Origin of the sequence: Rhodococcus sp. 27YEA6, assembly GCF_044908235.1 — a bacterium.
GTDB classification, from domain to species: Bacteria; Actinomycetota; Actinomycetes; order Mycobacteriales; family Mycobacteriaceae; genus Rhodococcus_F; species Rhodococcus_F qingshengii.
This window is the reverse complement of sequence record NZ_JBIYCY010000009.1, coordinates 131585-157559: the sequence shown is the minus strand read 5'-3', so window position 1 is coordinate 157559 and position 25975 is coordinate 131585. Positions and strand designations below refer to the sequence as shown.

Below are 25975 nucleotides of genomic sequence, written 5' to 3'. Positions count from 1 at the left end.
GGCAATTGCCTAGTGTGACCCGAGACACACGATGTCAAGGTGAATTCAGTACCGGACGCAGCCCCGTCCGGAAAGCGGGTCCCACCGATTTGGTCCGACAGCCCTCGGCTTTCTCGGTAGGCGCCCACTCTTATCTGGAGGACACCCATGACGGATATGTTGGATGCTGCCCGCGGCACCGACCAGTTCGCGAACATCCGCGCCGTCCTCGACGACGCGCTCGTCGAGGACCCGGAGACCGGCCGCTACCAGGTGCGGCGCAGCGTCTTCACGGACGAGCAACTGTTCGAACTCGAGATGACGCACATCTTCGAAGGCAATTGGATCTACCTCGCGCACGAGAGCCAGATCCCGAACGTCGGCGACTACTTCACCACCTACATGGGCCGTCAGCCCATTGTGATCACCCGCAACAAGGACGGCGAATTGGGTGCGCTGATCAACGCATGCAGCCACCGCGGTGCGATGCTCTGTCGCCGTAAGACCGACAACCGAACCACCTTCACCTGCCCGTTCCACGGCTGGACCTTCAACAACAGCGGAAAACTCCTCAAGGCCAAGGACGCTCGCACCGGTGGCTATCCGGAGCAGTTCAACAAAGACGGCTCACACGACCTGACCAGGGTGGCGCGGTTCGAGAACTATCGCGGCTTCCTCTTCGGCAGCCTCAACCCCGACGTGCTGCCACTCGAAGAGCACCTCGGTGACACCACGAAGGTCATCGACATGATCGTCGATCAGTCACCTGACGGACTCGAAGTTCTGCGCGGTGCATCCACCTACACCTACGACGGCAACTGGAAGTTGCAGACCGAGAACGGTGCCGACGGCTACCACGTGTCTTCGACGCACTGGAACTACGCCGCTACCACCGCTCGCCGCACCGCCGGTGAATCGTCCAACGAGACCAAAGCCATGGACGCCGGCACCTGGGGGAAGCAGGGCGGTGGATACTTCTCCTACGACTACGGCCACCTCCTGCTCTGGATGTGGTGGGGCAATCCCGAGGACCGACCCCTGTTCGAACGCAAAGCAGAACTGGAGGCTCAGTTCGGTTCCAAGAAGGCCGAATTCATGGTCGGTGCGTCGAGAAACCTCTGCCTGTATCCGAACGTCTACCTCATGGATCAGTTCAGCAGCCAGATCCGGCACTTCCGTCCGATCTCCGTGGACCAGACCGAAGTCACCATCTACTGCATCGCGCCCAAGGGAGAGAGCGCCGAAGCGCGCAGCAACCGCATCCGTCAGTACGAGGACTTCTTCAATGCCAGCGGTATGGCCACCCCGGACGATCTCGAAGAGTTCCGTTCCTGCCAGAAGACCTACCAGGCAGCCGGCGCCCCGTGGAACGACCTCAGCCGTGGCGTCACACACCAGATTCCCGGTCCGAACGACGTCGCGAAGGATCTCGGCATGAATCGTGTGCTCTCGAGCGGAGCCAAGACCGAGGACGAAGGCTTGTATCCCATTCAGCACGGGTACTGGCGCGACGCCATGCTTGCGGCCGTAGATGCCGAGCAAGCCGCTTCCAACCGGACCATCTGAGGACCATCATCATGACTGTCACCACCACCAATGCCGTCGCCCTCGAAACAGTGCAGCAGTTTCTCTACCGTGAGGCTCGCTATCTGGACGATCGCGAGTTCGAGAAGTGGATCGAGTGCTACCACCCCGATTCCGAGTACTGGATGCCCGCATGGGCGGACGACGGCGAGCTGACCACGGACCCGGCCGCAGAGATCTCCCTGATCTACTACCCGAATCGCGGCGGTATCGAGGACCGCGTGTTCCGAATCAGGACTGACCGTTCCAGCGCGACAAGCCTTCCCGAGCCCCGCACCGGTCACAACATCACCAACGTGGAAGTGATCGAAGAACGCGGCTTCGTCGTCGACGTCCGCTTCAATTGGTTCACGCTGTACTTCCGCTACAACACAGTCGATACCTACTTCGGCACCTCGCACTACACGATCGACTTCGCGGGCGAGCAGCCGTTGATCATGAAGAAGAAGGTAGTCCTCAAGAACGACTACATCCATCACGTGGTCGACATCTACCACTTCTGACACGACTTCCCTTCGAATCGAGCTGTTTCCCATGAGCATTCAAGCTGCGCCGACCTTTCAAGTAGCCCTGAGTTTCGAAGACGGCATAACCCGCTTCGTCGAATGCAACACCGACGAGACCGTCGCGGACGCGTCGTACCGCGCACGAATCAACATTCCGCTCGACTGCCGCGACGGAGCTTGCGGCACCTGCAAATCACTCTGTGAGTCAGGTACTTTCGACGCCGGCGACTACATCGAGGAGGCCCTGACGGACGACGAGGCCGAGCAGGGATACTGCCTTCCGTGCCAGATGGTGCCGGAATCTGATCTCGTGCTGCAGATTCCCACCACGTCGGCGGTCGCCAAGACCACTGCCGGTTCGTACACGTCCACCATCACCGAGATCATTCGCCATTCGGATTCCACGGTGGGTTTCACCGTCGCAGTCGACAACCGCGCAGATCTGGTCTTCCTCCCCGGTCAGTACGTGAACATCCTCGTTCCCGGAACCGAAGCGACGCGGTCGTACTCGTTCAGCTCCGGCCCTGAGGTCGAGTCGGCGTCGTTCCTGGTCAAGATCACCCCGGGTGGTCTGATGTCCGAGTATCTCAGTCAGCGTGCGCAGGTAGGCGACACTCTCGAATTGACCGGACCGATGGGTAGCTTCTTCCTCCGGTCAGGTCAACGGAGAGCCCTACTGCTTGCCGGTGGAACCGGCTTGGCCCCGCTGCTCTCCATACTGGAGAAGATGCGTACCGAAAGCTCCACTCGGCCCGTCCATCTGGTCTACGGCGTCAGCTCCGACACCGATCTCGTCGAACTCGACAAACTGCACGACTACGCGAAGTCTCTACCCCAGTTCACCTTCGACTACTGCGTATCCGATCCCGACAGCACAGCACCGAACAAGGGCTATGTCACGGGCTTGATCGAGCCCGATCACCTCGACGACGGCAACGTAGACGTCTACCTGTGCGGCCCGCCGCCGATGGTCGAAGCCGTACGTCTGCACTTCAAGGACGTATCGATCACACCCACGAACTTCTACTTCGAAAAGTTCAACAATGCGGCAGCACCGGCTGATTCACCGGCAGCCTCGGCCGAAGAATCAGCTGCCGGCACGTACGAGATCGGTGAAGAACATCTGCCGGTCACGGAGTCGGACGCACAGTTCGACGCTCGGATGGCCCTCGAACTCGGAGCAATGGAACTCACGATCGGCCGCCTCACTCCGGCACAGTTGACGGAGTACCGCATTCTGGCGGAGAACTCGGCTGCTTCCATCGACCGCGATCACTTCACGGACGCAGCGGCATTCACCGAAACCAATGCCCTGTTCCACGACTTCCTCTTCCGCTGCACCGGAAACGAAGTGCTGCTGCAGGCATACCACCGTCTCGAGGTCACACAACTGATGAACCGAGTGCTCCGCACCGCCGATTGGGTGGACGAACATGTCGCGGAGGATCACTCACGTATCGTGAGTGCATTCGAGCAGAATGATCGCGCCGCGGCCCGTGATCTGATCGTCCAGCACAGCGAACACGCCAAGTCGACGATGCACCGCGCCATCACTGACGCTCGGGAAAGTGTGGCGTCGTGAGCACGAGATTCTTCGCCGGCCGGTTCGACGACCGGGTCGTGGTCGTCACCGGAGCGGCTCAGGGGATCGGGCGCAGCGTTGCCGAAAGAGTTTCCGCAGAAGGTGGTTCCGTCGCGCTTGTGGATCGAGCTGAACTGGTTCACGACATCGCGACACCGCTGGAGCGTTCCCATTCGGTGACCGCGGACCTCGAGACGTTCGAAGGTGCCCAGAATGCAATAGATTCCGCATTGGAGCGCTTCGGACGCATCGACGTCCTGATCAACAACGTCGGTGGGACCATCTGGGCCAAACCCTACGAGCACTACACGCCGCAGCAGATACAAGCCGAGGTCACACGATCACTGTTCCCCACGCTCTGGACGTGTCGCGCCGCACTGCCCCATCTGATCGAGCAGGCGAGCGGCACCATCGTCAACGTCTCCTCGGTCGCCACCCGCAGTGTCAACCGTGTTCCTTACGCGGCGGCCAAGGGCGGGGTCAGCGCGATCACCGCTGCACTGGCGATGGAAGTCGCGCAGTACGGAATACGCGTCGTGGCAACCGCTCCCGGCGGAACCGAGGCGCCACCACGCGTCGTGGCACGCGGGCCGGGTGCCGAGACCGACGAGGAGAAGGCCTGGTACCAGCAGATCGTCGACCAGACCGTCGACTCGTCGCTACTCAAGCGTTACGGCACCCTGGACGAACAGGCTGCTGCTATCACTTTCCTTGCCTCCGAAGAGGCTTCGTATGTCACCGGAACGGTTCTGCCCGTCGCCGGTGGCGACCTCGGCTGAATCCAGCCTCCCCCGATTCCTGATCTCTCGAACGGAGATTCGCCATGTCCTCGATCGAACGTGGTTCCTGGGCCAGTGCCCGCCATCGCTCGTCAGTGTTGTGGGTGGTCACCATCGCCGCCATTGCCATTCTGTTCGACGGATACGACCTGGTCGTGTACGGCACGATCCTGCCCGTACTCATGGACGACCCCAGCCATATCGGCACCTTGACCGCATCTCAGGCCGGCGCGTTGGGTTCGTATGCACTCGTCGGAGTGATGGTCGGCGCACTGACGTGTGGAGCTATCGGCGATCACTTCGGTCGCCGAAAGATGATGCTGGTCAACATCATCTGGTTCTCGGTCGGAATGGCACTGGCAGCGTTCGCCACCAGCATCACCACCTTCGGTCTGCTGCGGTTCTTCACCGGCATCGGAGTCGGTGGGCTTGTCGCCACCGCCGGAGCCATGATTGCCGAGTTCGCGCCGCCGGGACGCCGCAATCTGTTCAACGCCATCGTCTACAGCGGTGTCCCGGCCGGTGGCGTCATGGCTTCCGTCCTGGCGATCGTTCTCCGTGATTCCATCGGATGGCGCGGACTGTTCCTCATCGGCGCCCTGCCATTGGTGTTCCTGTTCCCACTCGCCTGGTTCAAACTGCCCGAGTCTCCCGCGTGGCTGATTGCTCGCGGACGTGTCGAGGAAGCTCGCGCCATTTCCTCGAAAACCGGAATTCCATTGCCTGCCGGTACAGATCGACCCAACGACGCCGTAGCCGAGAAGGTCGGCTTCCGAGCGTTGGCGAGCAGACAATATGTTTGGGGCACCGCGCTTCTCGGCCTCATGAGCTTCGCCGGCCTCCTCCTGACCTACGGACTGAACACCTGGCTGCCCAAGATCATGGAAAACGCGGGATACAACGCGAAGGGTTCGCTCTCGTTCCTGTTGGTACTCAACGGCGGTGCCATCATCGGTGGACTTCTCGCCTCCAAGATCGCGGACGTCACCGGTCCGCAGCGGGTTGTCGCAACCACCTTCGGCCTGGCCGCACTCGCCCTGCTCCTGTTCACATTCGGGTTCCCGCTTCCCGTACTCCTCGCCTCCGTTGCCATCGCGGGTGTCGGAACCATCGGTACTCAGGTTCTGATCTACGGATTCGTGTCCAACTACTATTCGACGGCCGCTCGGGCCGCAGGTGTCGCGTGGTGCGCCGGATTCGGACGTCTGGGCGGGATATTCGGGCCACTGATCGGCGGAAGTTTGATCAGCGCCGGAATCAGTTCCGAATCGGCGTTCTACGTCTTCGCCGGCATCGCGGTGCTGGGCGCCATCGTCACCTTCTTCGTGCCGAAGCGAGCACCCGACCTGGGTGCCACTGCACTTCGATCCGATGGAGACCGTGCCGAAAAGGAAACCCGTGGTGAGCCCGGCGTTACGGTAGTCGGGTGACACTTCGCGACCTGTTGCTCGGCCGAGAACGCGAGCTCGCCGTTCTCGGCCGAGCCTTGGCCGCGGCAGAGACAGGAGTGCCGACTCTCGTGCTGGTCGAGGGCGATGCCGGTAGCGGTAAGTCCACTCTCGTCGACCGGTTCGCCGAAATCTCTTCCGCTCATACGCTCCGCCGCGCTCGTGGGCTGGAGTGGGAATCGAACACTGCCTTCGGAGTGATCGAACAACTACTCGAACGTCCGGTTTCCAACTCGGACCCGGTCGCCGTTGCACACGAGATCGTCGACGCAGCGGAGCAACTGACCCTGATCGTCGTCGACGATGCCCATCACAGCGATGTCAGCTCGCTTCAGGCAATCACCTCTGCCCTCCATCGAGGCCGAACGGCACCACTGCTCTTCGTCCTCGTCGCCGAGGAAACGCCGTTCCTGCGCGAGGATGTCAGGCAGATTCTCGACCTGCACTGGTCGACGCGTTTGCACATCAGCCCGATCGACGCACCCGTCATCATCGACATCGCCCGGATGCGAAGCGGAATCGATCTCAGTTCCGGCGTCGCGCTTGCCCTTCAGGACTTCACCGCGGGCAACACACTCGACATCGTCTCGCTTCTCGACGAGCTGCCACCTACCTATTGGACCCAGTGGCACCGAACTTTGCCCGTCCCTCGCCATCGTGCAGTGTCGATCGCCGCCGCCCTCGCTACGTGTTCGGCGGGAGCACGAACGTTGATCGAAGCTGCAGCAGTTGTCGGGCGCAGCACTACGTTGTCGCATCTTGCTCAGCTAGCCGAAATCGACGACGTGGTCGGCGCCTTGGACAGCGCCTTCGCCAGCGGCCTCCTTTCTGTCCACGAGCAGCACGGCAGCACCGAGGTGTCACTGAACAGCACGATGGTCACGGCCGCAGTGCGCGGGGCGTTGGGACCCGCGCACTTGCATCTGCTGCACACACGCGCAGCCGAGATCGCTTGGGGAGAAGGTGAACGGCTTTTCCACCTTGCCGCTGCCAGCACCACCCATGACGAGGACCTCGCCGCCGAACTCGTTGCGTACGCATCACTACGAGCATCCGACGGCGCGTGGTCGGAAGTCGCCGACGCCATGGTCACGGCAAGCCGTCTCACCACGGCCCGAACCGAACACGAGGACCGACTGCTCCGCGGAGTCGACGCGCTGACCGGATCGGGTGACATCCCCCGCGCCATGGTCTTCGTGCCGGAGATCGAGAGTATTTCGCGCGGGCCTCTCCGCGACGCCGTCCTCGGCTACCTCGCCATCCATAGAGGGCGACCGACCGAGGCCGCCGATCTTCTGACCAGAGCGTGGGACAGCTGCAGCGTGGATCGTGAGCCAGGCATCGCTGCGATGATCGCCCAACGAATGGTCCTGCATTCTCTGGCTCGGCTCGATGGCACGGCGCTCGTCGAGTGGGTTGACCGTGCAGTCGAATTGGTGGGCCCTTCCGATCCCGCAGCAGTGGAGTCCGAAGCGATCAAGGGTCTCGGGCTCGGTGCTACCGGAAGAACCGAGAATGCGCTCGCGGCATACGCCGAACTCTCCGATCGTGTCCGCCCCGGAGCCCAAGCACAGCGCTTCCAGATGGGACGCGGATGGCTCGAGCTTGCGTTGGACCACCCGGAGTCCGCCAGACGCGACCTCGAAAGTGCGGTGTCCACAGAGTTTTCCAGTGGTTCGGCAAGAATCTCACTGTGGGCACAGGCCTGGCTCGCCCGCACTCAATTCGCTCTCGGCGCCTGGGACGAAGCGCTCTCGACCGTCGAGGGCGCCGGTGCCGAGGTGGATCGGTTCGAGATCGAGATCATCCGGCCGTTGGTCCACTGGTCGGGAGCACAGATTCACGCTCTGCGCGGCAACTGGGAACTGGCCCGTGACCATGTGCGACGTGCGTACGCCGGCATTCATGCCTACGAAATCATGTATGTTCCTGCACTTCTCGCCAGGGCCCAGGTTGCCGAGGCCGCCGCCGACTACGCCGAAGTTCTGGTGGCGCTGGCTCCGCTCACCTCGAGCAAGGCGCAACAATGGCTCGACGAGCCGGGCTTCTGGCCGTGGGTCGATCTCTACGCCAATGCATTGGTCATGGTCGGGCGAGCTGATGATGCCGACGCCTTTCTGCAACCACACGAGCAGACCGCACGACGTCGGGAGCACCGCTCAGCTGCGGCACGTCTCGGCTACGTTCGCGGCCGGATCCACGGCGCACGGGGCGAACTCGACTCGGCAAGAGAAAGTTTCGATGCTGCACTACTCGGCATCGAGACGCTGCCGCTCCCCTACGACCGAGCCCGAATCAATTTTGCCTACGGCCAAACTCTCCGCCGGGCCGGGAAACGCGCGGAGGCCGACGTCGTCCTCCGCGCCGCCCGCGAGCTGTATCACTCGTTGGGCGCCGCTACTTACGTCGAGCGCTGCGAGCGCGAACTCCGCGCGGGCGGGTTGAACCTCTCGCGGACGGAGAAGGGAATCACCGACCTGACCCCGCAAGAACGAGCCGTCGCAGACCTTGTCGCAGCGGGCAAGTCCAACAAGGAAGCTGCCGGCGAATTGTTCCTCTCCGTCAAGACCATTCAATATCACCTCACGCGCGCGTACGCGAAACTCGGACTGCGATCACGGAGCGAACTCGCGGCTTTGTTCCGCGACCGAGGGCTTTCGGATCCGCATCAGGAGAACTGAGAACATGCCGGACACTACGACGACTGCGCCCGTTCGCGTCGTCACCGAGCCACTCCCCCAACCGCTCTACGGCCCGAAGCGGGTCTTGCGCGACTTCGGCGGAACGTCCATTGCCAACGGAATCATCGGCATCGTCTTCTCGGCCACCGGGCCGGTGGCGGTCATTCTCGCTGCGGGGTTGGCGGGTGGACTGAGTCAAGCTCAATTGGCCTCTTGGCTTTTCGGTGCCTTCTTCGTCAACGGAATTCTCACCATCACGGCTTCCTGGCTGTACCGGCAGCCGCTGGCCTTCTTCTGGACGATTCCCGGAACCGTTGTCGTCGGAGCGTCGTTGGAGCATCTGCCGTGGGAGCAAGTGCTCGGAGCGTTCTTCGCGACCGGCGCCCTGATCTTGCTGTTGGGATTGACAGGGTGGGTCACACCGATCATGGCCGCATTACCCTTGCCCATCGTAATGGCAATGGTGGCAGGCGTTTTCCTTCATTTCGGAACGGATTTGGTCGAAGCGCCCGCCCACGACGCGGTGATCGCCCTGCCGATGATCGCCACCTTTGTCGCTCTGAGCGTGTTCGCCAAGCTGGGAAGATTCGTTCCGCCCGTTCTCGGCGCGTTGATCGTCGGCGTGGTCGTGATACTCGCGGCCGGAAGATTCAACTCCACCGGCGACGCGCACGAGTGGCTGGCGCATCCGATGCTGACCACGCCAACCTGGTCTTGGCAGGCGATGATCGAACTGGTTGTACCGCTGGCGATCACAGTCGTCGTCGTGCAGAACGGCCAAGGAATCGCAGTCCTCCGCGCAGCGGGTCATCAACCGCCGATCGGGGCAGCAACGGTTGCCTGCGGTGTGTTCTCTCTCGTGAACGCGGCGGTGGGTTGTATCTCGACGTGCCTTACCGGGCCGACGAACGCATTGCTCACGGCGTCGGGAGAGCGGACACGCCAATACACCGCCGGAATCTTCTGCGGCTTACTCGCCGTCGTCTTCGGACTGTTCGCCCCGACTTTCGTCGCGATGATGTTGGGAACTCCGACGGCATTCATCGTCACTCTGGGTGGTCTGGCCATGCTCAAGGCCTTACAGGGAGCCTTCGTGACCGCATTCGGCGGGAAATTCACCTTCGGCGCTTTGATCGCGTTCCTCGTGACGATCTCCGACATCGAGCTACTCAATATCGGAGCCGCTTTCTGGGGACTCGTCTTCGGGGTCATCGCCTCGCGCATGCTCGAGCGAGCCGACTACACCTGACATGCGAATATTCGCATACTCGACTTTGACAATCATTTACATTAAGCAGTAGATCTATACCCATGCACCTCAACACCCGCATGTCGCGGCGCCTCACCCTTGCCACATCAGTAGGCCTCTCACTCGCCCTCGTTACGGGTTGCTCGTCCGACAACAAGGACTCCGCCCAGTCCGAAACCACGACCACGACGTCGGCCGCACCAACCGAACAGGCCTCGGCAACACCACGTCTCGCCGTGTCGTACGACGGCGGCGTCCTGGTGCTGGATGCAACTTCCCTCGACGTGGTCGGCGAGACCGAGATCGACGGCTTCACCCGACTCAACCCGGCCGGCGACGGTCGCCACGTCATGATCTCTGCCGGCGAAGCATTCAAGGTGCTCGACACCGGCACGTGGTCTTCGGCTCACGGTGATCATTCTCATTACTACACAGCCGATCCCGCGATGTCCGAGGTCGAGTTCGCAGCCAACGAACCCGGACACGTTGTACGCCATGCCGGAAAAACCGTTCTCTTCAACGACGGCTCGGGACTGGTCGAGATCTTCGATCCGGCGCAGTTGGCAAAACGCCAACCCCGCGTCGAGACGTACACCACGCCAGAACCCCATCACGGCGTTGCGGTCGCACTTGCCGATGGCAGCCTGTTGACGACCATCGGAAATTCTGAGTCCCGCAACGGCATTGCCATCCTCGATGCCGACCGCCGGGAAATCCTGCGCAACGAACAGTGCCCCGGTGTCCACGGCGAAGCAGTCGCTGCCGGCGAAGCCATCGTGCTGGGCTGCCAGGACGGGTTGCTCGTGTACAAGAACGGAGCGATCACCAAGGTCCAGAGTCCGGATGCATACGGCCGCATCGGAAATCAGGCGGGCTCGGAGGAGTCGGACATCGTGCTGGGTGATTACAAGACCGACAAGGACGCCGAACTCGAACGTCCGCAACGGGTCTCGCTGACCAACACGACGACGTCCGAACTCAAGCTCGTCGACCTCGGCACCAGCTACACCTTCCGCTCACTCGGCCGCGGACCACACGGAGAGGCACTGGTGCTCGGCACCGACGGCGCCATCCACGTCATCGACCCGAACACCGGCGTCGTCACCAAGAAGATCGCCGTCATAGACGCATGGACCGAGCCCACCAAATGGCAAGAGCCCAGGCCCGCGCTCTTCGTAGAAGACCACACCGCTTACGTCACCGACCCCGCGTCGAAGAAGCTGATCGCAGTCGACCTCGAGGACGGCAGCATCCTGACCGAGACCACTCTCGATCACGCCCCCAACGAATTGACCGGTGTCACCGGCTGATTCAGATCCTCACCTCAGGCCCCCATCTCACACCGAGATGAGGGCCTGAGCCGTTCTCGTGCTTCGCCTACTGACCAGGGAATCTCATACCCAGGCAATCCTCGAGGTGCTACGACGCGCGCATAAGAGAATCGAAAGCCGTTGTCGCCAGCTCTGCTGGAGCTGAGCGATGAGCAGGACCACGATTGACCGCGGCACAAGTCAGCATGGAATAACTCCGTGTGGAGGTTCGTTGGAGATGGTGTCGGTGTTCGATTCTTTGCCCCGGGTACCACCCCAGAATTGCCACTTCGAGTGGCCACTTGCCGAGAGGCGCAAGACGGGCACCGACGCGCTGGAGCCGCTGGACACCTTTCGGTGCCAGCGGCTTCGTCGTCTGAATGATCAGGCCGGGTTTTCGCCGGCAGCGACGTCGAGGATCCACGTCACCCCGAACGCATCGGTGAGCATGCCGAAACCGGGGCTCCACGCCGCGGCGGCAAGACCCTCGATGATCGATGCACCAGCAGAGAGTTTGGCCCAGTAGTTCTGCACCTCTTCGAGGGTTTCACCGCGAACCGAGACGAAGAACGGTTGGTCAGTGATCGTGGTGCCGTTCTCGCGGTGTGTCGAGCCTGCGTTGCCGACCGAGCCGCCCGACTGTCCAGGGATGTCGTATGCCATCACACAGAAGCCGTCCTCTGTCTCCACCTGGCCGAACACGACGTTCTCAGCGCCGGGCACCTCCTTGGGCATCCCGAAGTCGCCGTAGGTTGCGATCGTGACCTGGCCACCGAAGACGGACTGGTAGAACTCCAGAGCCTCGCGGGCGTCTCCGCGGAAGTTGAGGTGGGTCGTTGTCTTGATGCTCATGTCTGCTCCTGGTACGAACGTCGCTCGGGTTTTCCCTGACAACGTCGACTCTCACAGCCGTATAGGACTGTTTTCGTCCTAGACTCGTCGTAGTCTCACCGCATGGCGACCACCACTCGACTCTTGAATCTGCTGTCCCTCTTGCAGACGAGACGCGACTGGCCGGGCGCTCTACTCGCCGAGCGGCTCGACATCAGCCATCGCACTGTCCGCCGCGACATCGACCGGCTCAGGGAGATGGGTTACCGCATTGCGGCGACCATGGGCCCGGACGGCGGATACCGACTCGACGCCGGCAGCGAGCTGCCACCCCTGCTGTTCGACGACGATCAGGTCATCGCACTGGCAGTTGCGCTGCAGGCGGCGACGCTGACCGGCGTCGGTATCGAAGAGGATGCGGTTCGAGCGTTGACCACTGTGCGGCAAGTGATGCCTTCGCGTCTGCGCCATCGCCTCGACGCGCTCAGTTTCACCACGATTTCGGCCGGTTCCGGCGACGCAGACTCCGTGTCCCCAGAGGTGCTCGTAGCGATTTCCGCTGCAGTCCGCGCTCGCGAGGTGTTCCGCTTCGATTACTCGAACGACCACTCAACCGACAACAGCGAAATAACACCGCCGCGCCGAGTGGAGCCGCATCATCTGGTGACCTCCAAGCGTCGCTGGTATCTCGTCGCGTGGGATCTCGCGCGAGACGACTGGCGAATCTTCCGCGCCGATCGCATCACCCCACGCACCCCGAACGGTCCCCGGTTCACGCCGAAGGAAATCCCCGGCGGCGACGTCAGCGAATACGTGTCCGCGCGCTTCAAAGGATCGGAACATATCAACAAATGGCCGTGCCACGGCAAGGTCGTTCTCCATCGACCAGCCAGTTATGTTCTTCCCTTTGTCGGGGAAGGCATCGTCGAAGATCTTGGCCCCGAGCAGTGCAGTCTCGAAGCCGGATCATGGTCTTGGACGGCGCTGGCAGCCTCCTTCAACCGATTCGACACCGACATCGATGTCGTCGGCCCGGCAGAACTTACCCACGCTTTCGCGCAACTCGCCGCCCGCAACGCCGCGACTGCTGAGAGTTAGTCAGTCGTCTCGAATGAGATCCAGGTCTCCAACGCAACCGTGCGCCCGCGGGTTCGTGATAGCTTTCAAGTCCTCAGAGGACCTGAGGACTTGAAGACCTGAACGAAGGGATGCCCAAGGAGATGAAGAAGGGGCAAGTTGCATTTCTCACCGGCACACACGTCGTGAACGATCTGTACCAGGGGGCTGTGCCTGCGCTGTTGCCGTTCATGATGCTCGAACGCGGATATTCCTATTCCGCGGTCGCCGGAATCACGCTCGCCGCGACCGGACTATCCAGTGTCGTGCAACCTGCATTCGGCATGCTGGTCGATCGAAAGAGCCGAAACTGGCTGGTACCCACAGGTTTTGTGACGGCCGCAGCAGGCATTGTCGTGGCAGCGATGAGCACCACCTACATCGTCACTTGGCTGGCAATTGCCGTGGCCGGCATCGGCATCGCCGCATACCATCCTCCCGCCACAAATTTGGCACGCGCGGCTGGAGGTCATTCACAGAAAGCCATGAGCGTGTTCTCCGTGGGCGGTACGTTGGGCGCCTCGCTGGCGCCACCGTTTGTCACGCTCGTGGTTGGCTCACTCGGTTTGTCCGGCGGCTATCTACTCGCAGTTCCTGCAGCGGTGGCGGCTATTTGGTGGATGGTCGCCCAGTCGCGATCGGCCAACACGGGTGCGGCCGAGTCAGCCCAGTCGTTGAGTGCGCAACTGGCAGCGAACGGTCCCGTGTCAGACGATTGGCGCTCGTTCACACGACTCGTGCTGGTAACGGTCTGTTGGTCAATTCCGTACGTGACCACACTGTCGTTGGTCTCACCGTTCGTGCTCAACGCACTGAACGGATCGTCCTCGAGCGCTGCAATCGTGTTGTCCTCCTTCACATTGGCAGGAGCGGCCGGAACGCTACTGGGAGGAGTCCTCGCGGACCGTCGTGGTCGACGCGCATCCATCCGACTCGGCTACCTGCTTGCGGTACCTTCACTGGCACTGCTCGCTGCCGCCCCGCACGTCGCAGTTGCCGAATTGGGAATCGTCTGTCTCGGATTTGCTATGTTCCTGCCCTTCGCGCCACAGGTGACATTGGCGCAGGACTACCTACCGAATCGCCCCGGCACAGCAAGTGGGGTGACGCTCGGACTCGCGATGTCCGTGGGGGGCATCGCATCTCCGCTGTTCGGCTACCTGGCAGATCACTTCGGACCGCGCATGGCGATCGGGGCGACAACTGCAGTGCTGTTCGTCGGCGCCGTCATCGCATTCACCTTGCGCGATCGACGACTCGACCCGGAAGACGAGACGGAGCGCGAACTGGACGTCATCGCCCTTCGATAAACCGAAAGACGGCCCCGTAGTCTGAAGATTCATCGGAGGACATGAAGTATTACTCGGTGAGCCGCTCCATTGCGGTTCACCGAGTCAGTCAGGAGCAGTCACATGGCAGTGCGCCAGATCAAGCAGCAGTCGCTGGTACAGAAAGCCGCGGACGAACTTGCGCGCCTCATCGGCGACGGCGAGTGGCCGGTCGGGACCAAAATCCCGAACGAACAGGATCTGAGCACACTCCTCGGAGTCGGGCGTTCGACCGGCAGAGAGGCCGTTCGCGCACTGATCGCGTCGGGCCAGCTCTACTCGCATCAAGGGTCCGGCACCTACGTCATGTCCTCGACACCGGTCACAGAACTCGAGCGAGAACTCAAACGCTCGGACCGCCGCGAAGTCTACGAAGTACGCAGACTCCTGGAAGTGGAAGCGGGCCGCCTGGCTGCCATGCGCCGAACTTCGGCCGACGTCGATCTGTTACACGCAGCACTCGAAGCCCGTGAAAATGCCTCGACACCAACAGAATTTGTCGACGCTGACATGGAACTACATCGCGCCGTGGTGAATGCTGCGCACAACAGCGTGTTGTCGATGGTGTTCGATTCATTCATCGAAACGCTCCGCAACTCGGCCCTGGACGTGATCACCGACGTCGCGGCGCGAGACCCCGAATCGATCGACGACGAAGCCGCTGCCCACCGAGATCTAGTGGAAGCCATCGTCGCGGGTGATGCCGACGCTGCCAGCGCGGCAACGCGCAGGAACATGGACGGGCTCGACTGACCCTCTCTATCGTTGTCAGGCATGACGTCCACATCGCTCCCTCCACGGGGTCTCCGGATCGGTCTGTCCGCCATCGCGTGGCTAAACCTGCTCTCTGCGCTCGTAGGAATGGCGGGCCTGACGATCGGCGGCGGGATGGGCCTGCCTCCTGAGTGGATCGAGGGAACCGTCTTCCCTTCATATTTCTGGCCCGGAATCCTCCTCGGCGTTGTCGTCGGAGGCATCCAGGCCGCCGCGCTCTTCGCCCAGCACAACAGGTTCCGTCTGACGTGGGGCCTGCACGCCGCCGCCGGCCTGACGATGATGACCTGGATCTTCGTCGAGATAGCCATGATCCTGGCCTGGTCGCCGCTGCAGGGCATCTTCTTCACCACCGGACTCGTCCAGACAACCCTCGCCGTCCTTGCACTCGGCGCCTGGCCCCGCCCCTTCCTTCAACGAACCGACAGCCATCACGGTCAGTGACGAATTATATTGGGATAGAAGGTCACTAGGACCGACCTCGATGCTCTCCATCACCCAATCCAGCTCGACCCACGACCAACAACTGAAATCTGTTCAGCCGATGAGGTCTTTCGAGAAGTTCAGCGAGTCGAAAGACCTGTTCGCTACAAGTTCCAATTGCCTCTGTGTTGCACCGTCTCGGGCGCGCTGAGACATGCCTTGGATGACTACGCCGATGAACTCGGCAAGGTCCTCGGGATCGGAGTCAGCGGGCAAGAGTCCGTTGGCGATATCGGCTGCGATCCTCTGCGACAGCAATACCACGTTGGCATTTCGCATGTCGCGCAATCGGTTTGCTATGTGACTGTTGGCGTCGGTCACGCTGACCGCCGCGCTGATGATCAGACAACCACCCGGACAAGACTCGTCGGTGTAATGGGACGCCGCGTCGTTCAAGAGGCGGCGAATCAATTCGGATGCCTCGCGCTCTTCGGCGAACGCCCGGTCCATGAAGTCGCCGCGAGTCGCGTTGTAGTGATCGACGGCGGCAAAGAACACTCCTTCCTTGCCGCCGAAAGCGCTGTAGAGACTCGGTGGATTGATCTGCATCGCAGCAGTCAACATGGCAACGGATGTCCCCTCGTAGCCGTGCTCCCAGAAGGCATACATCGCCTTGTCCAAGGCCGCGTCTACGTCGAACTTCCGCCCTTGTCCCGGCACCCCGGCCATGCAACCTCCCAATTCCGCAGCATCTACCGATCCAAATGTGATCTATTCTACTCTTGTAGCGATCACTATGCGAATGTCCTACTGTTCTCCTCGAAAGTTCATTTCGTTCACTGAAGTACCGCCGTACTGCTGACACAGCTCGCGAACGCTCTTTCACACCGTCTAGGGGGATCGACATGCGTAGTGCCGCTTCATTCAAACTGGGTCTCAGCCACAGCGCGGCCACCGATTCGACATGGAAGGTCGAAGCGGTCAAACAGGTCGAGTATCACGTGATCGCCGCACGAAATCTGTTCGCCAAGGACAGCACTCGACTACTCGACGGGTGCAGCGCAGCGTCGCTACACCGCGGAGACCGACGCTTGATCATCATCGACGCGAACGTCGACCGAATTCACGGGGATCGAATTCGAGGCTACTTCGAACACCACGGAATACGAGCATCCTTCGTACCGATGCGAGCCGACGAGACGGTCAAAGAGTGGGGTTCTGCGGTGCGGGTGGTCGACGCGATGAACGGGTTCGGCATCGACCGACGCAGGGAGCCGGTAATCGCGATCGGCGGGGGTGTTCTACTCGACATCGTCGGTTTCGCCGCGAGCGTCTACCGCCGCGGAACGCCGTACATCCGGGTCCCCACCACACTGATCGGCCTCGTCGACGCCGGGGTCGGCGTCAAGACCGGAGTCAACTACGGCATGGGCAAGAATCGACTAGGGACGTATGCACCGGCCCTGGCAACTTTTGTCGACCGAGCATTCCTGCGTACCCTCGACAACCGACACTTGTCCAACGGCCTTGCCGAGATACTCAAGATGGCCTTGATCAAATCCCTCGACCTCTTCGAACTGCTGGAAATCTTCGGGGAACGATTGATCGATGACAGGTTTCAGGGCTCTTCCGACAAACTCGACACAGCAGCAACACAAGTCATCGCCGAGTCGATCCACCTGATGCTCGAGGAACTGCAGCCCAATCTGTGGGAATCCTGCCTCGAACGCTGCGTCGACTACGGCCACACATTCTCGCCCACGCTCGAGATGGAAGCACTACCGGAACTTCTGCACGGTGAAGCCGTAGCTGTCGACATGGCATTGACGTCTGCACTGGGTTATTTGCGGGGAAGTGTCAGTGAAGCTGAACTTGATCGCGTCCTGACTGTAATGAGGCGCCTCGGCCTTCCCACCTGGAACGACGTCTTGTCCACACCGGGCGTCCTCGGCGCCGCATTGGCCGACACAGTGCGTCATCGGGACGGGCGGCAACGGCTGCCTTTGCCGGTCGGGATCGGTGGGCACCACTTCGTCAATGATGTCACGATCGACGGAATCAACTCTGCCTCCGCCCTTTTGAACAGGAAGAGCGACGAGCTACGCGTCCGTGAGACGTCGGTGACGAAGGTCGCGTCATGAGGTGGGGCGGCCTCTACATCGAAGGCTTCGGCTCATACCTACCGGACAGGCGGGAACAAGCCTCCGACATGGTGACCGAAGGACGGTTCGATCCCGTCGAACATCAGAAGACCGGACAGACTTCGGTTGCAGTGTCGGACCCTGATATCGGCGAATCCGCGCCGGAGATGGCAGTTTTCGCAGGCAGAGCTGCGTTGGCCGACAGCGGAATCAGCAGCAACGAAATCGACCTACTCGTGCATGCAGTGGTTCTGCACAACGGCCTGGAGGCGTGGAACTGCGGCGCCTACATTCAGAACGAACTTGGCATCGACGACTGCCTGCCGATCGAGATCCGAACAGCCTGCGCCGGAGCAATCGTCGGAATCGAACTGATCGGCCGCTGGTTCGACGGACACGGCAAAGGCCTGGTAACTGCATCCGACGCTTGGCGTCTCCCCTTGTTCGACCGGTGGAATTCCGACAGCGGTCTCGCCTACGGAGACGGCGCGGCCGCTGCTGTCATCGGCCCGGATCCGGGTCCCTTTCGTATTCTTTCGACTTCCGTAGTCACTGATGCACACCTCGAGCAGATGCACCGCGGGCACGAGCGCACAAGCATGCCTGTCTACGGCACCGCCGACCCGATCGATCTCCGAGCACGGGTGGGGGGCTTCACCGAGACTCACTCCATCGACGAGTTCTGGTCACGCAACGCGGCCGCCCTGTCTCGGTGCGCTGAAACAGCTTTGGGTGATGCCGCCACTCATCACGGTGACATCGCCACCTGGATCGTACCGAATTTCGGCAACGTCCTACTTCGCAAACAATGTTTCGAACCGCTGAAGATCCGCGCCGAGCAGACCTTGGTCGAACTCGGCAGAACCATCGGCCACACCGGTGCTGCCGACCCACTACTGGGCCTCGACCTGCTCCGCCGCAGCAAGGCCCTGCACCCCGGAGACCGGATCATGCTCACCGGCATCGGCGTCGGGTTCACATGGGGATGCGCAGTCGTCGAATACACCGGATACGAGAAGGGATAGGCCATGGTGGTCGAAACTCCGCACGAATTGACGACAACGGCTCGCTCTACCAACGCGAATGCCGCAATAATCTGGATGCTCCTGGCAGTGTTCGGCGTCGGCACTGTCGAATACCTTGTGGCCGGCGTACTTCCGGACATCTCCACCGACCTCGGGGTCAGCACCTCCACAGCAGGACTGCTCGTCACCATCTATGCCGTCACAGTGGTCATCGGTGGCCCTCTACTGACGATCGCTACCACCAGGGTGCCGCGGACACCTCTCATCGCGGCTCTGATGGCTCTCTTCGTCATCGGCAACATTGGAACTGCGCTGGCACCGAACTTCGCAACCATGGTGATATTTCGGATCATCACTGCTCTGCCACACGCGACGTTCTTCGCTTTGTGCCTGGTGCTGGCGACGTCGTTGGTGGCGCCTGAATTCCAAGGGCGTGTGATCGCCCGCGTCACCCTCGGACTGAACCTGGCGACGGTCCTCGGCGTCCCCTTGGGAACTCTCATCGGTACACAACTGGGTTGGCGCTGGTCTTTTGCGATCATCGCCGTTTTCCAACTGCTGGTCACCGCTGCGCTGATCGCCTCGACGTGCAACGCCGCTCCCTCGCACCAGACCGGGAACGTCAGCTCAGAGCTACGGGTGTTCACCCGTGGCCCAGTTCTGTGGGCGATCGGGCTGACCGCTCTCAGTCAGGCAGCGCTTTTCGTGGTGTTCACCTACATCTCGCCGTATCTCACCGAGCATGCCGGCATCTCGGTGTCGACGGTGACGGTGGTGTTGTTCGTATTCGGCGTCGGGTCTGTTGTCGGCAATCAACTCGGTGGTTACTACGCGGACAAGGACCTGGACAAAACGCTGTACATCGCGTTGACCGCGCTCGCGTTGGCACTTCTCGCTCTCTTCGTCTTCGGCGGAACGTCTTGGTTTGCCTTCGCCTGGATGTTCGTGCTCGGTGCTACCGGTTTTTCCATTATTCCGCCGCTCGCCTCGAAACTCATCGGTGCCGCAAGCGAAGCCCCGCACCTTGCTGCCACGGTCAACATTGCAGGATTCCAACTGGCGAATGCTGCCGGCGCGTGGATCGGCTCGATCGCTCTGTCCGGCGGCAACAGTGTTGCAGTCCTGCCTGCTATCGGGGCAGTCCTCGCGGCGGGCGCAGTACTGCTGCTGTTCGTCAGTCGGCGCACTGCTCGGAGCGTGACGTGAAAGCCATGAGAGCTGCGATGATCGACGCTCCCCGTTCCGTGTCGATCGTGACGATCGACCGTCCCAACTGCGGGCCTGACGATGTCGTCGTCAAGGTTGCCTATGTCGGTCTGTGCGGTACGGATCTGGAGTTGTTGCACGGCACGTCGTCATACCTCACTGATGGCCTTACGTCGTTTCCGCATCACTTCGGGCACGAATGGGTGGGCACCGTAGAGCAGACCGGCCCGAATATTCACGATCTGTCGGCGGGTGACGTAGTCACCGGGAGCACGATGATTTTCTGCCAGGCGTGTTCGGCCTGCGGGGCCGGACGACGCAACCAATGCTCCGATCTGCGTGAGGTCGGGCTATACGAACATCCTGGTGCCGCAGCCGAATTCCTCCGCATGCCGCGGCGCACGGTCGTTTCACTCGGTCGCGTCACAGTCGAACCGGAGCACGTTCTCATCGAGCCGCTCGTAACGGTGCTCGAGGCGCTCGACGCTGCTTCGGTGTCGCCGGGTGATCGGGTTCTCGTCGTCGGCGCGGGCACGATCGGCAGCTTGTCCATCGCCATGCTGAGTCGATACCCGATCACCGTCGAGGTTCTCGAACCCCGGTCGATCGAACACCTCGACTCCGGCACCGTCACACACAGTTTCACCGATGCCACACACCTGACCGGGCAGTACGACGTGGTCGTGGAGGCGTCTGGCGGCGCCGGTGCGCTGGGTACCGCCGTAGGCGTTCTCCGTCCGGGAGGCAAGTGCATCCTCGTAGGCGTCGCGGCGCACACGGAATCGATCGATCCCGGAGCGGTTGCGCTGGCCGGCATTTCGATCATCGGAGTACGTCACGGGGTAGATCACTACCGCCGAGCCGCGGAACTGTTCCCGCTGATTCGCCCGGCATTGACCGCATTGATCGACAGTGTGGTTCCTCTGACCGAAGCACAGTCCGCGTTCGATCGTCTCGAAGGCCACAGGACACGGCCGAAGGTGGTGATCTCTGTTGAGTGAGCTCGAATACACAGTAATAACCGGAGCGAGTAGTGGTATCGGCCGGGCAATCGCGCTCGCGCTTGCGAAAGAGGGTCACAACCTCGTCCTCGGATACGGCAATGGTCTCGATCGCATCGCACGGTTGGTGAGCGAAATAAATGCGCAGTTCCGCATCGACGTCGTTCCCCTGCAACTGGACCTGCGCAATGCCGAATCGACAGTCGACGCCGTTCTGCGATGCACAGATGAACTGGGTGAGATCCACTGCCTGGTAAACAATGCCGGGATCAACGATCGATCACCCGCAGATGCACTCGCCATCGATCGAATGCGCGAGGTCATGGCCGTCAATTCGATCACCCCACTTGCGTTGGCCTCGTCGGTGGGGCGCCGGATGATCGCGCGAGGTATCGCAGGATCGATCGTCAACATCACATCGATCCATGACACGGTCCCCATCACCGGCGGTGCAATCTACTGCGCCAGCAAGGCCGCATTGGCGGCGTCGAGTCGTGTCCTCGCCCTCGAATTCGCGCCCCACGGAGTGCGCGTCAATTCCGTCGCACCGGGAGAAACCGCCACCGCGATGAACGGCATCGATGACGAATCCTCGTATGCGGACATCGATCGCCCCGCTATCCCGTTGGGGCGTCCGGCCGGTGTGCACGAGGTCGCAGCAGCCGCGGCGTTCCTCGCCGGGTCCGGTTCGAGCTATCTCACGGGGACCACCGTTACCGTCGACGGCGGACTGGTTCTGACTGCAGCCGAAGCGAATGCCCGCTACGCCGTCGATCATTCTCCAACGCAAGGTCTCATGAAAGGAATCGCATGAAAGCCATCGCAATCGAAGCCACCGGCGACCCAAGCGTTCTCACTCTCACCGAGGTTGACGAGCCGACATCCGGCCCCGGAGACGTCACTGTTTCCGTTGCAGCCGCTGCCGTCAACCCTGTCGATCTGAAGACCCGTTCGGGGTTCTTGCCCATCGAGTTGCACTTCCCAGCGGTATTGGGATGGGACGTCTCCGGAACTGTTATCGCAGTCGGATCCGCGGTAACACGCTTCACGCCAGGAGACCGCGTCATCGGAATGATCGCGCAACCGGCACACCGCTACGGAACCTATGCCGAACGCGTCACCGCCGACCAGTCCTTGTTCGCACCCGCTCCGTCGAACGTCACCCTCGAGCACGCTGCTGCGATCCCACTCGCGGCGCTCACCGCTGTGCAATGCCTCGAGAAACTCGACCTTGCATCAGAATCCACGGTGTTGGTGACCGGTGCTGCCGGCGCGGTGGGCCGAATAGCGTCGGCGCTGCTGATCTCGCGGGGACACCGCGTCGAAGCCCTCGCTCGCGAGAGCGACACTGACGAACTCTTGGCCCTCAGCCTCAGCAGGGTCATAGCGAGTCCCGTCGACCTGCCGCAGAAGGAGTACGACGCCATCGTCGACACGGCGGGTGTTGCCGAATCCGTCGACAGTGTGCGAGACGACGGCGCCTTCATCTCCATCGACGACAACGAGCAACCCGCACCGCAACGTGGAATCACACCGGCGAAAAGCTATGTCGACGAGGACGGCTCGGGCCTCGAATCATTCGCCGAACTGGTATCGACCGGTTCGGTCACCGTCCCTGTCGCCCGAACATTCCGGTTCGACGAAGCACCCCGAGCCCACGCTCTGCTGGCCGCGGGCGGAACCCGAGGAAAGGTACTGCTGATCCCATGACCGTGACCGCGAATGTCGAAAATGCCTTGTCCACAGTCGGTGTCACCGTTCCCGATGCGGACGCCGCCGCCAACTTCTTCGCTTCACTCCTGGGTGCGAACCGCGTCGTAAGATCCCCCGGACGTGCCTCCGTACCGATCGGATTGTCGGGGGTCGTGGATTTCGTATCAGCGGATTGGCCCCATCAACCCCCGCCGCGGTTGGTCGACATCGGCACCAACCATCTGTGCTTCACTGTCGGCGATATCGAACTCGCTGTGAGCTACCTTGATTCGCGAAGCGACGTGACAGTCCTCGGCGACGTGATCGAGGTACCCGAGGGTCCGATTGCGGGCAACAAGTGGGTGTACTTCCGGTCGCCGTGGGGCGATCTCTTCGAACTTCAGCAGTGGCCCGAGGAGCCGGGATACTTCCACGAGACCCAGGCCCGACTCCACCACAGACGAGAGGACATCGCGTCGGCCCTTCTCCCGACCTGCCGCGGTTTGGATCACACGGGCTACAGCGTCCCGGACCTCGACGCCGCGATAGCGCGTCTGGTGACCGCCCATTCGGGAACCGAGGTGCTCCGCACCGACATCGCAGCGGATCGCGGGTTCATGACGGCACAGTTCGATCTCGACGTCGAAGGAACGTCCCGGATGGCGATGGTATCCGTCGGCGACTTGAACATCGAGTTGTTCGAGCACCACATCGGCCGGCAGGAGGCCCCTCGCCCTTTGACCGCCAACGGGGGAAACTTCCTGACGTTCCGCTACGGGGGCGCCGCACGACTGATTCCGAGTTCGCTGTGAAGTACGGAATCAATCTCCCCAACTTCGGGCCGCAGATCGACCCCGAGGGGATTCTCGCGTGGGCCCGGACAGCGGAAGCTGCCGGATTCGACAATGTCCTGCTCTCGGATCACGTGGTGTTGACCGACGACGCGAATCGCCGCTCTCCCGCTCCGTTTTACGAGTGCCTGGCCACGCTGTCCTGGCTCGCAGCGGGTACCGAGTCGATTCGCCTGGGCAGCGGCGTGCTGATCGGCAGTCACCGACACCCGGCCCACCTCGCCCATGCGACCGCGACGATTGATCGACTCAGCGGCGGACGGTTGATCGTGGGCATCGGGGTCGGCTGGACTGCACAGGCTTTCGACGTCCTCGGCGTTCCGTTCACACGTCGAGGCCGACTGACGGATACCACTCTCGAAACCCTGATCGCAGCGTGGACGTCGGAGACATACGACGCACCGGGCTCGGCCGGAACACATCGCGTGCACAACGGACCTCTACCGCTGCAGCAACCACACCCTCCGTTGTGGATCGGCGGCAACGGACCCGCTGCGATCGACCGAACCAACAGATTAGGCACTGCATGGCACCCATTGCACCCTACCCGGGGCCTATGCATCGCTGGAGTCGCTTCACTCGCCCCCGGGCGTGAGTTCGTCCCCCGCATCTACTTTCTCCCCACCGAAAAATCTGTCGAATCACCAGACCGTCCACTCGGGTACGGAACCATCAACCAGATACGTGCCGACATCGATTTTCTGTCTGAGATCGGTGCACAGACGATTGTGCTCGATACCGATCCTGGCGACCAGCGACTGCGCCGCTCAACCGACCACGATCTCGATCTGATTCGCATTGCCGGCGAAAGTTTGGGAATGAGTCGGGTGGCCGTCTTATGACTCTGCGGCCCAGCTCGATTCGACAATCCATTTCGACCTCGGCGCTGCTGTTCGACATGGACGGAACCCTCGTCGATTCGCAGGCGTCGATCGAGGCCGTCTGGTTCGAATTCGCGGACCGGCACGGCGTTGATCGGGCGGTGGTAGCGCAGGCACTTCCAGGCCGCATCGCTTCCGACATCATCGTTCGGGTTCTCGGTAATCGAGCAAACGTCGAATCCGAACTGAACTGGATCAGGCAAAGCGAAGAGCAGAACTCGCATCCAGTTCGCGCCATCGCCGGCGCCAAGGACTTTCTGGCGTCTGTGCCCCCGGAGCGGTGGGCGATTGTCACGTCGGCCCCTCGATCGATGATGGTGCGAAGGCTCACTGAAGCCGGCCTCCCGCTTCCACACGCGTCGGTATGCGCTGAGGACGTGCGCGTCGGCAAGCCAGATCCCGAGGGCTTTCTTGCAGCGGCGGCGCGCTTGAAGGTTCCCGCCGCCTCCTCCACCGTATTCGAAGACTCCTCGGCCGGCATGGCTGCTGCGGCCGATTCCGGCGCATCATGCGTTGCAATCGGAGCCGAGCCCGGACGAAACCTTTTGAGAGTGAATAACTTTACTTCACTACGACTCTCCCGAGAGAGATCGGAGCTCGTAATCGACGTGGTACCGGAAATATGACGGATACCGTATCGGTCGATCTGGGAGGTACGTGGCTACGCATCCGCAGCGGTGAGCGAACCGAACGGCTGCCATCGCCCAGCGTGCTCCGACAACCGTCTGCCACTCCCGATCAACTCCTGCGCGAGCTGATCGAGACACTGGATCGATATCTACCGCCGGGTGCCGCAGTGAACATGGCGTGCGGGGCCGCGCTCGACGAACAGAAGGGCGTCGCCTATGGATCCGGCCCATTGTGGGGCGGCGCTCCTGCCGGTGAGATTCCGTTGCTGCGTCTCCTCGAATCCCACCGCCCGGACGTTCGATGGACACTCGTGAACGACGTGACGGCAGGGTTGGCGTCGTTCGCTCGTGGATTTACACGTCCCACCGATCGGCGCATCGCCTACCTCACCATCAGCAGCGGGATCGCACTGCGGATAGCTGATGCAAAAGAGGGAGTGATTCCCGTGGACGCATTGGGGTTGCAAGGGGAGGTCGGCCACCTTCGTGCAGTGACGTCGGGGCCGGATACGGTGCGACAGTTACCCTGCGCATGTGGAGGCGTCGGACATGTCGCGGCGATCTCGTCCGGCTCGGCGTTGACTGCTGTCGCCTCGGCTCTCGAATTGCCCTATGACAGAGATTCGTTCGGTCCAGCACTCGAGTCAGGCGCCCCTGGTGCATCACTTCTGTTGCGCGTGGTCGTCGAGCCGATCGCCGAGCTGGTCAGAACGATGATCGCCCTCGATCCACGACTGGATCGCATCGGGATCGGTGGCGGGCTCGCCGAAGGTCTGTCCGAGATGTACGAGAGGGAACTGTGTTCCCAACTCGCCTCGGTGCGATCGTACGCGGACACGTCACTGACTCCCGAGAGAATCCGTAAGACGATATACCTGTGCCGTCCTCACGATATCGACACCCTGTCCGGTGCCGACGATATTGCCGCCGGTCGCCTCCGCGTAAGCAAGCTGTGAAAG

General features: G+C 61.8%; 24 protein-coding genes. 22 read left to right on the top strand and 2 right to left on the bottom strand.

The features are described 5' to 3' along the window. Positions 1 to 147 precede the first annotated feature (147 nt). The 8 genes from benA (at position 148) to aztD (ending at position 11118) form a co-directional block, all read left to right on the top strand. On the top strand, positions 148 to 1545 hold the full coding sequence (gene benA, locus ABH939_RS22445; RefSeq protein ID WP_003940124.1) for a benzoate 1,2-dioxygenase large subunit: 1398 nt from the start codon (positions 148 to 150) through the stop codon (positions 1543 to 1545). Positions 1546 to 1556: 11 nt separating this feature from the next. After that, a complete protein-coding gene (benB, locus tag ABH939_RS22440; RefSeq protein WP_065351507.1) occupies positions 1557 to 2066 on the top strand; it encodes a benzoate 1,2-dioxygenase small subunit in 510 nt (169 codons plus the stop codon). Between the two features lie 31 nt (positions 2067 to 2097). Then, positions 2098 to 3651, top strand: a complete 1554-nt coding sequence (benC, locus tag ABH939_RS22435; protein ID WP_083056443.1) for a benzoate 1,2-dioxygenase electron transfer component BenC — start codon at positions 2098 to 2100, stop codon at positions 3649 to 3651. Beyond that, on the top strand, positions 3648 to 4430 hold the full coding sequence (locus ABH939_RS22430; RefSeq protein WP_404650160.1) for a 1,6-dihydroxycyclohexa-2,4-diene-1-carboxylate dehydrogenase: 783 nt from the start codon (positions 3648 to 3650) through the stop codon (positions 4428 to 4430). Before benC ends, ABH939_RS22430 begins: the two co-directional genes overlap by 4 nt. Before the next feature lie 44 nt (positions 4431 to 4474). Continuing rightward, entirely contained in the window at positions 4475 to 5860 is a 1386-nt protein-coding gene (locus ABH939_RS22425; protein WP_404650159.1) for an MFS transporter, read from the top strand. Then, the gene (locus ABH939_RS22420; RefSeq protein ID WP_404650158.1) at positions 5857 to 8559 is read left to right on the top strand and encodes a LuxR C-terminal-related transcriptional regulator; all 2703 of its coding nucleotides are present in this window, start codon (positions 5857 to 5859) and stop codon (positions 8557 to 8559) included. Before ABH939_RS22425 ends, ABH939_RS22420 begins: the two co-directional genes overlap by 4 nt. 4 nt (positions 8560 to 8563) lie before the next feature. Beyond that, positions 8564 to 9808 (top strand): benzoate/H(+) symporter BenE family transporter, encoded by a 1245-nt coding sequence (locus ABH939_RS22415; RefSeq protein ID WP_075834582.1) that lies wholly within the window; start codon positions 8564 to 8566, stop codon positions 9806 to 9808. A 62-nt stretch (positions 9809 to 9870) separates the two neighbouring features. After that, positions 9871 to 11118 carry a zinc metallochaperone AztD gene (aztD, locus tag ABH939_RS22410; protein WP_075834584.1) on the top strand — a complete coding sequence of 416 codons (1248 nt, stop codon included), beginning with the start codon at positions 9871 to 9873 and terminating at the stop codon, positions 11116 to 11118. A gap of 384 nt (positions 11119 to 11502) precedes the next feature. On the opposite strand, the gene ABH939_RS22405 is transcribed toward aztD, so the two are convergent. Beyond that, entirely contained in the window at positions 11503 to 11970 is a 468-nt protein-coding gene (locus tag ABH939_RS22405) for a VOC family protein (protein WP_075834587.1), read from the bottom strand. Between the two features lie 102 nt (positions 11971 to 12072). On the opposite strand from ABH939_RS22405, the gene ABH939_RS22400 reads away from it, so the two are divergent. The 4 genes from ABH939_RS22400 to ABH939_RS22385 all read left to right on the top strand — a co-directional run bounded on the left by ABH939_RS22400 (position 12073) and on the right by ABH939_RS22385 (position 15611). Then, positions 12073 to 13047, top strand: a complete 975-nt coding sequence (locus ABH939_RS22400; RefSeq protein ID WP_404650157.1) for a helix-turn-helix transcriptional regulator — start codon at positions 12073 to 12075, stop codon at positions 13045 to 13047. A gap of 122 nt (positions 13048 to 13169) precedes the next feature. After that, positions 13170 to 14375 (top strand): MFS transporter, encoded by a 1206-nt coding sequence (locus tag ABH939_RS22395; RefSeq protein ID WP_404650156.1) that lies wholly within the window; start codon positions 13170 to 13172, stop codon positions 14373 to 14375. 102 nt (positions 14376 to 14477) lie between these two features. Continuing rightward, a complete protein-coding gene (locus tag ABH939_RS22390; protein ID WP_064443637.1) occupies positions 14478 to 15146 on the top strand; it encodes a FadR/GntR family transcriptional regulator in 669 nt (222 codons plus the stop codon). A gap of 21 nt (positions 15147 to 15167) precedes the next feature. Then, complete coding sequence (locus tag ABH939_RS22385; RefSeq protein WP_232329933.1) at positions 15168 to 15611, top strand: hypothetical protein; 444 nt, start codon at positions 15168 to 15170, stop codon at positions 15609 to 15611. Positions 15612 to 15704: 93 nt separating this feature from the next. Here ABH939_RS22385 and ABH939_RS22380 read toward each other — a convergent pair whose 3' ends face one another. After that, on the bottom strand, positions 15705 to 16319 hold the full coding sequence (locus tag ABH939_RS22380; RefSeq protein ID WP_063315585.1) for a TetR/AcrR family transcriptional regulator: 615 nt from the start codon (positions 16317 to 16319) through the stop codon (positions 15705 to 15707). A gap of 176 nt (positions 16320 to 16495) precedes the next feature. Between ABH939_RS22380 and ABH939_RS22375 the strand changes: the two genes are divergently transcribed. Genes ABH939_RS22375 through ABH939_RS22330 form a run of 10 tightly spaced genes read left to right on the top strand, consistent with a single transcriptional unit; the run spans position 16496 to position 25972 of the window. Beyond that, entirely contained in the window at positions 16496 to 17731 is a 1236-nt protein-coding gene (locus tag ABH939_RS22375; RefSeq protein WP_075834594.1) for a sedoheptulose 7-phosphate cyclase, read from the top strand. Then, positions 17728 to 18756, top strand: a complete 1029-nt coding sequence (locus tag ABH939_RS22370) for a 3-oxoacyl-ACP synthase III family protein (RefSeq protein WP_075834597.1) — start codon at positions 17728 to 17730, stop codon at positions 18754 to 18756. Before ABH939_RS22375 ends, ABH939_RS22370 begins: the two co-directional genes overlap by 4 nt. Positions 18757 to 18759: 3 nt before the next feature. Next, entirely contained in the window at positions 18760 to 19962 is a 1203-nt protein-coding gene (locus ABH939_RS22365; protein ID WP_404650155.1) for an MFS transporter, read from the top strand. A 5-nt stretch (positions 19963 to 19967) separates the two neighbouring features. Then, entirely contained in the window at positions 19968 to 20963 is a 996-nt protein-coding gene (locus ABH939_RS22360; RefSeq protein ID WP_404650175.1) for a zinc-binding dehydrogenase, read from the top strand. Next, on the top strand, positions 20956 to 21777 hold the full coding sequence (locus ABH939_RS22355; protein ID WP_083056432.1) for an SDR family oxidoreductase: 822 nt from the start codon (positions 20956 to 20958) through the stop codon (positions 21775 to 21777). Before ABH939_RS22360 ends, ABH939_RS22355 begins: the two co-directional genes overlap by 8 nt. Further along, complete coding sequence (locus tag ABH939_RS22350) at positions 21774 to 22673, top strand: NADP-dependent oxidoreductase (RefSeq protein ID WP_075834602.1); 900 nt, start codon at positions 21774 to 21776, stop codon at positions 22671 to 22673. Before ABH939_RS22355 ends, ABH939_RS22350 begins: the two co-directional genes overlap by 4 nt. Next, positions 22670 to 23467, top strand: coding sequence for a VOC family protein (locus ABH939_RS22345; protein ID WP_075834604.1), 798 nt, complete (start codon positions 22670 to 22672; stop codon positions 23465 to 23467). Before ABH939_RS22350 ends, ABH939_RS22345 begins: the two co-directional genes overlap by 4 nt. Next, entirely contained in the window at positions 23464 to 24348 is an 885-nt protein-coding gene (locus ABH939_RS22340; RefSeq protein ID WP_083056428.1) for a TIGR03619 family F420-dependent LLM class oxidoreductase, read from the top strand. Before ABH939_RS22345 ends, ABH939_RS22340 begins: the two co-directional genes overlap by 4 nt. Next, the gene (locus tag ABH939_RS22335) at positions 24345 to 25013 is read left to right on the top strand and encodes an HAD-IA family hydrolase (protein ID WP_075834608.1); all 669 of its coding nucleotides are present in this window, start codon (positions 24345 to 24347) and stop codon (positions 25011 to 25013) included. The genes ABH939_RS22340 and ABH939_RS22335 overlap by 4 nt, the downstream gene beginning before the upstream one ends. Continuing rightward, a complete protein-coding gene (locus ABH939_RS22330) occupies positions 25010 to 25972 on the top strand; it encodes an ROK family protein (RefSeq protein WP_083056426.1) in 963 nt (320 codons plus the stop codon). The genes ABH939_RS22335 and ABH939_RS22330 overlap by 4 nt, the downstream gene beginning before the upstream one ends. Positions 25973 to 25975: the final 3 nt, after the last annotated feature.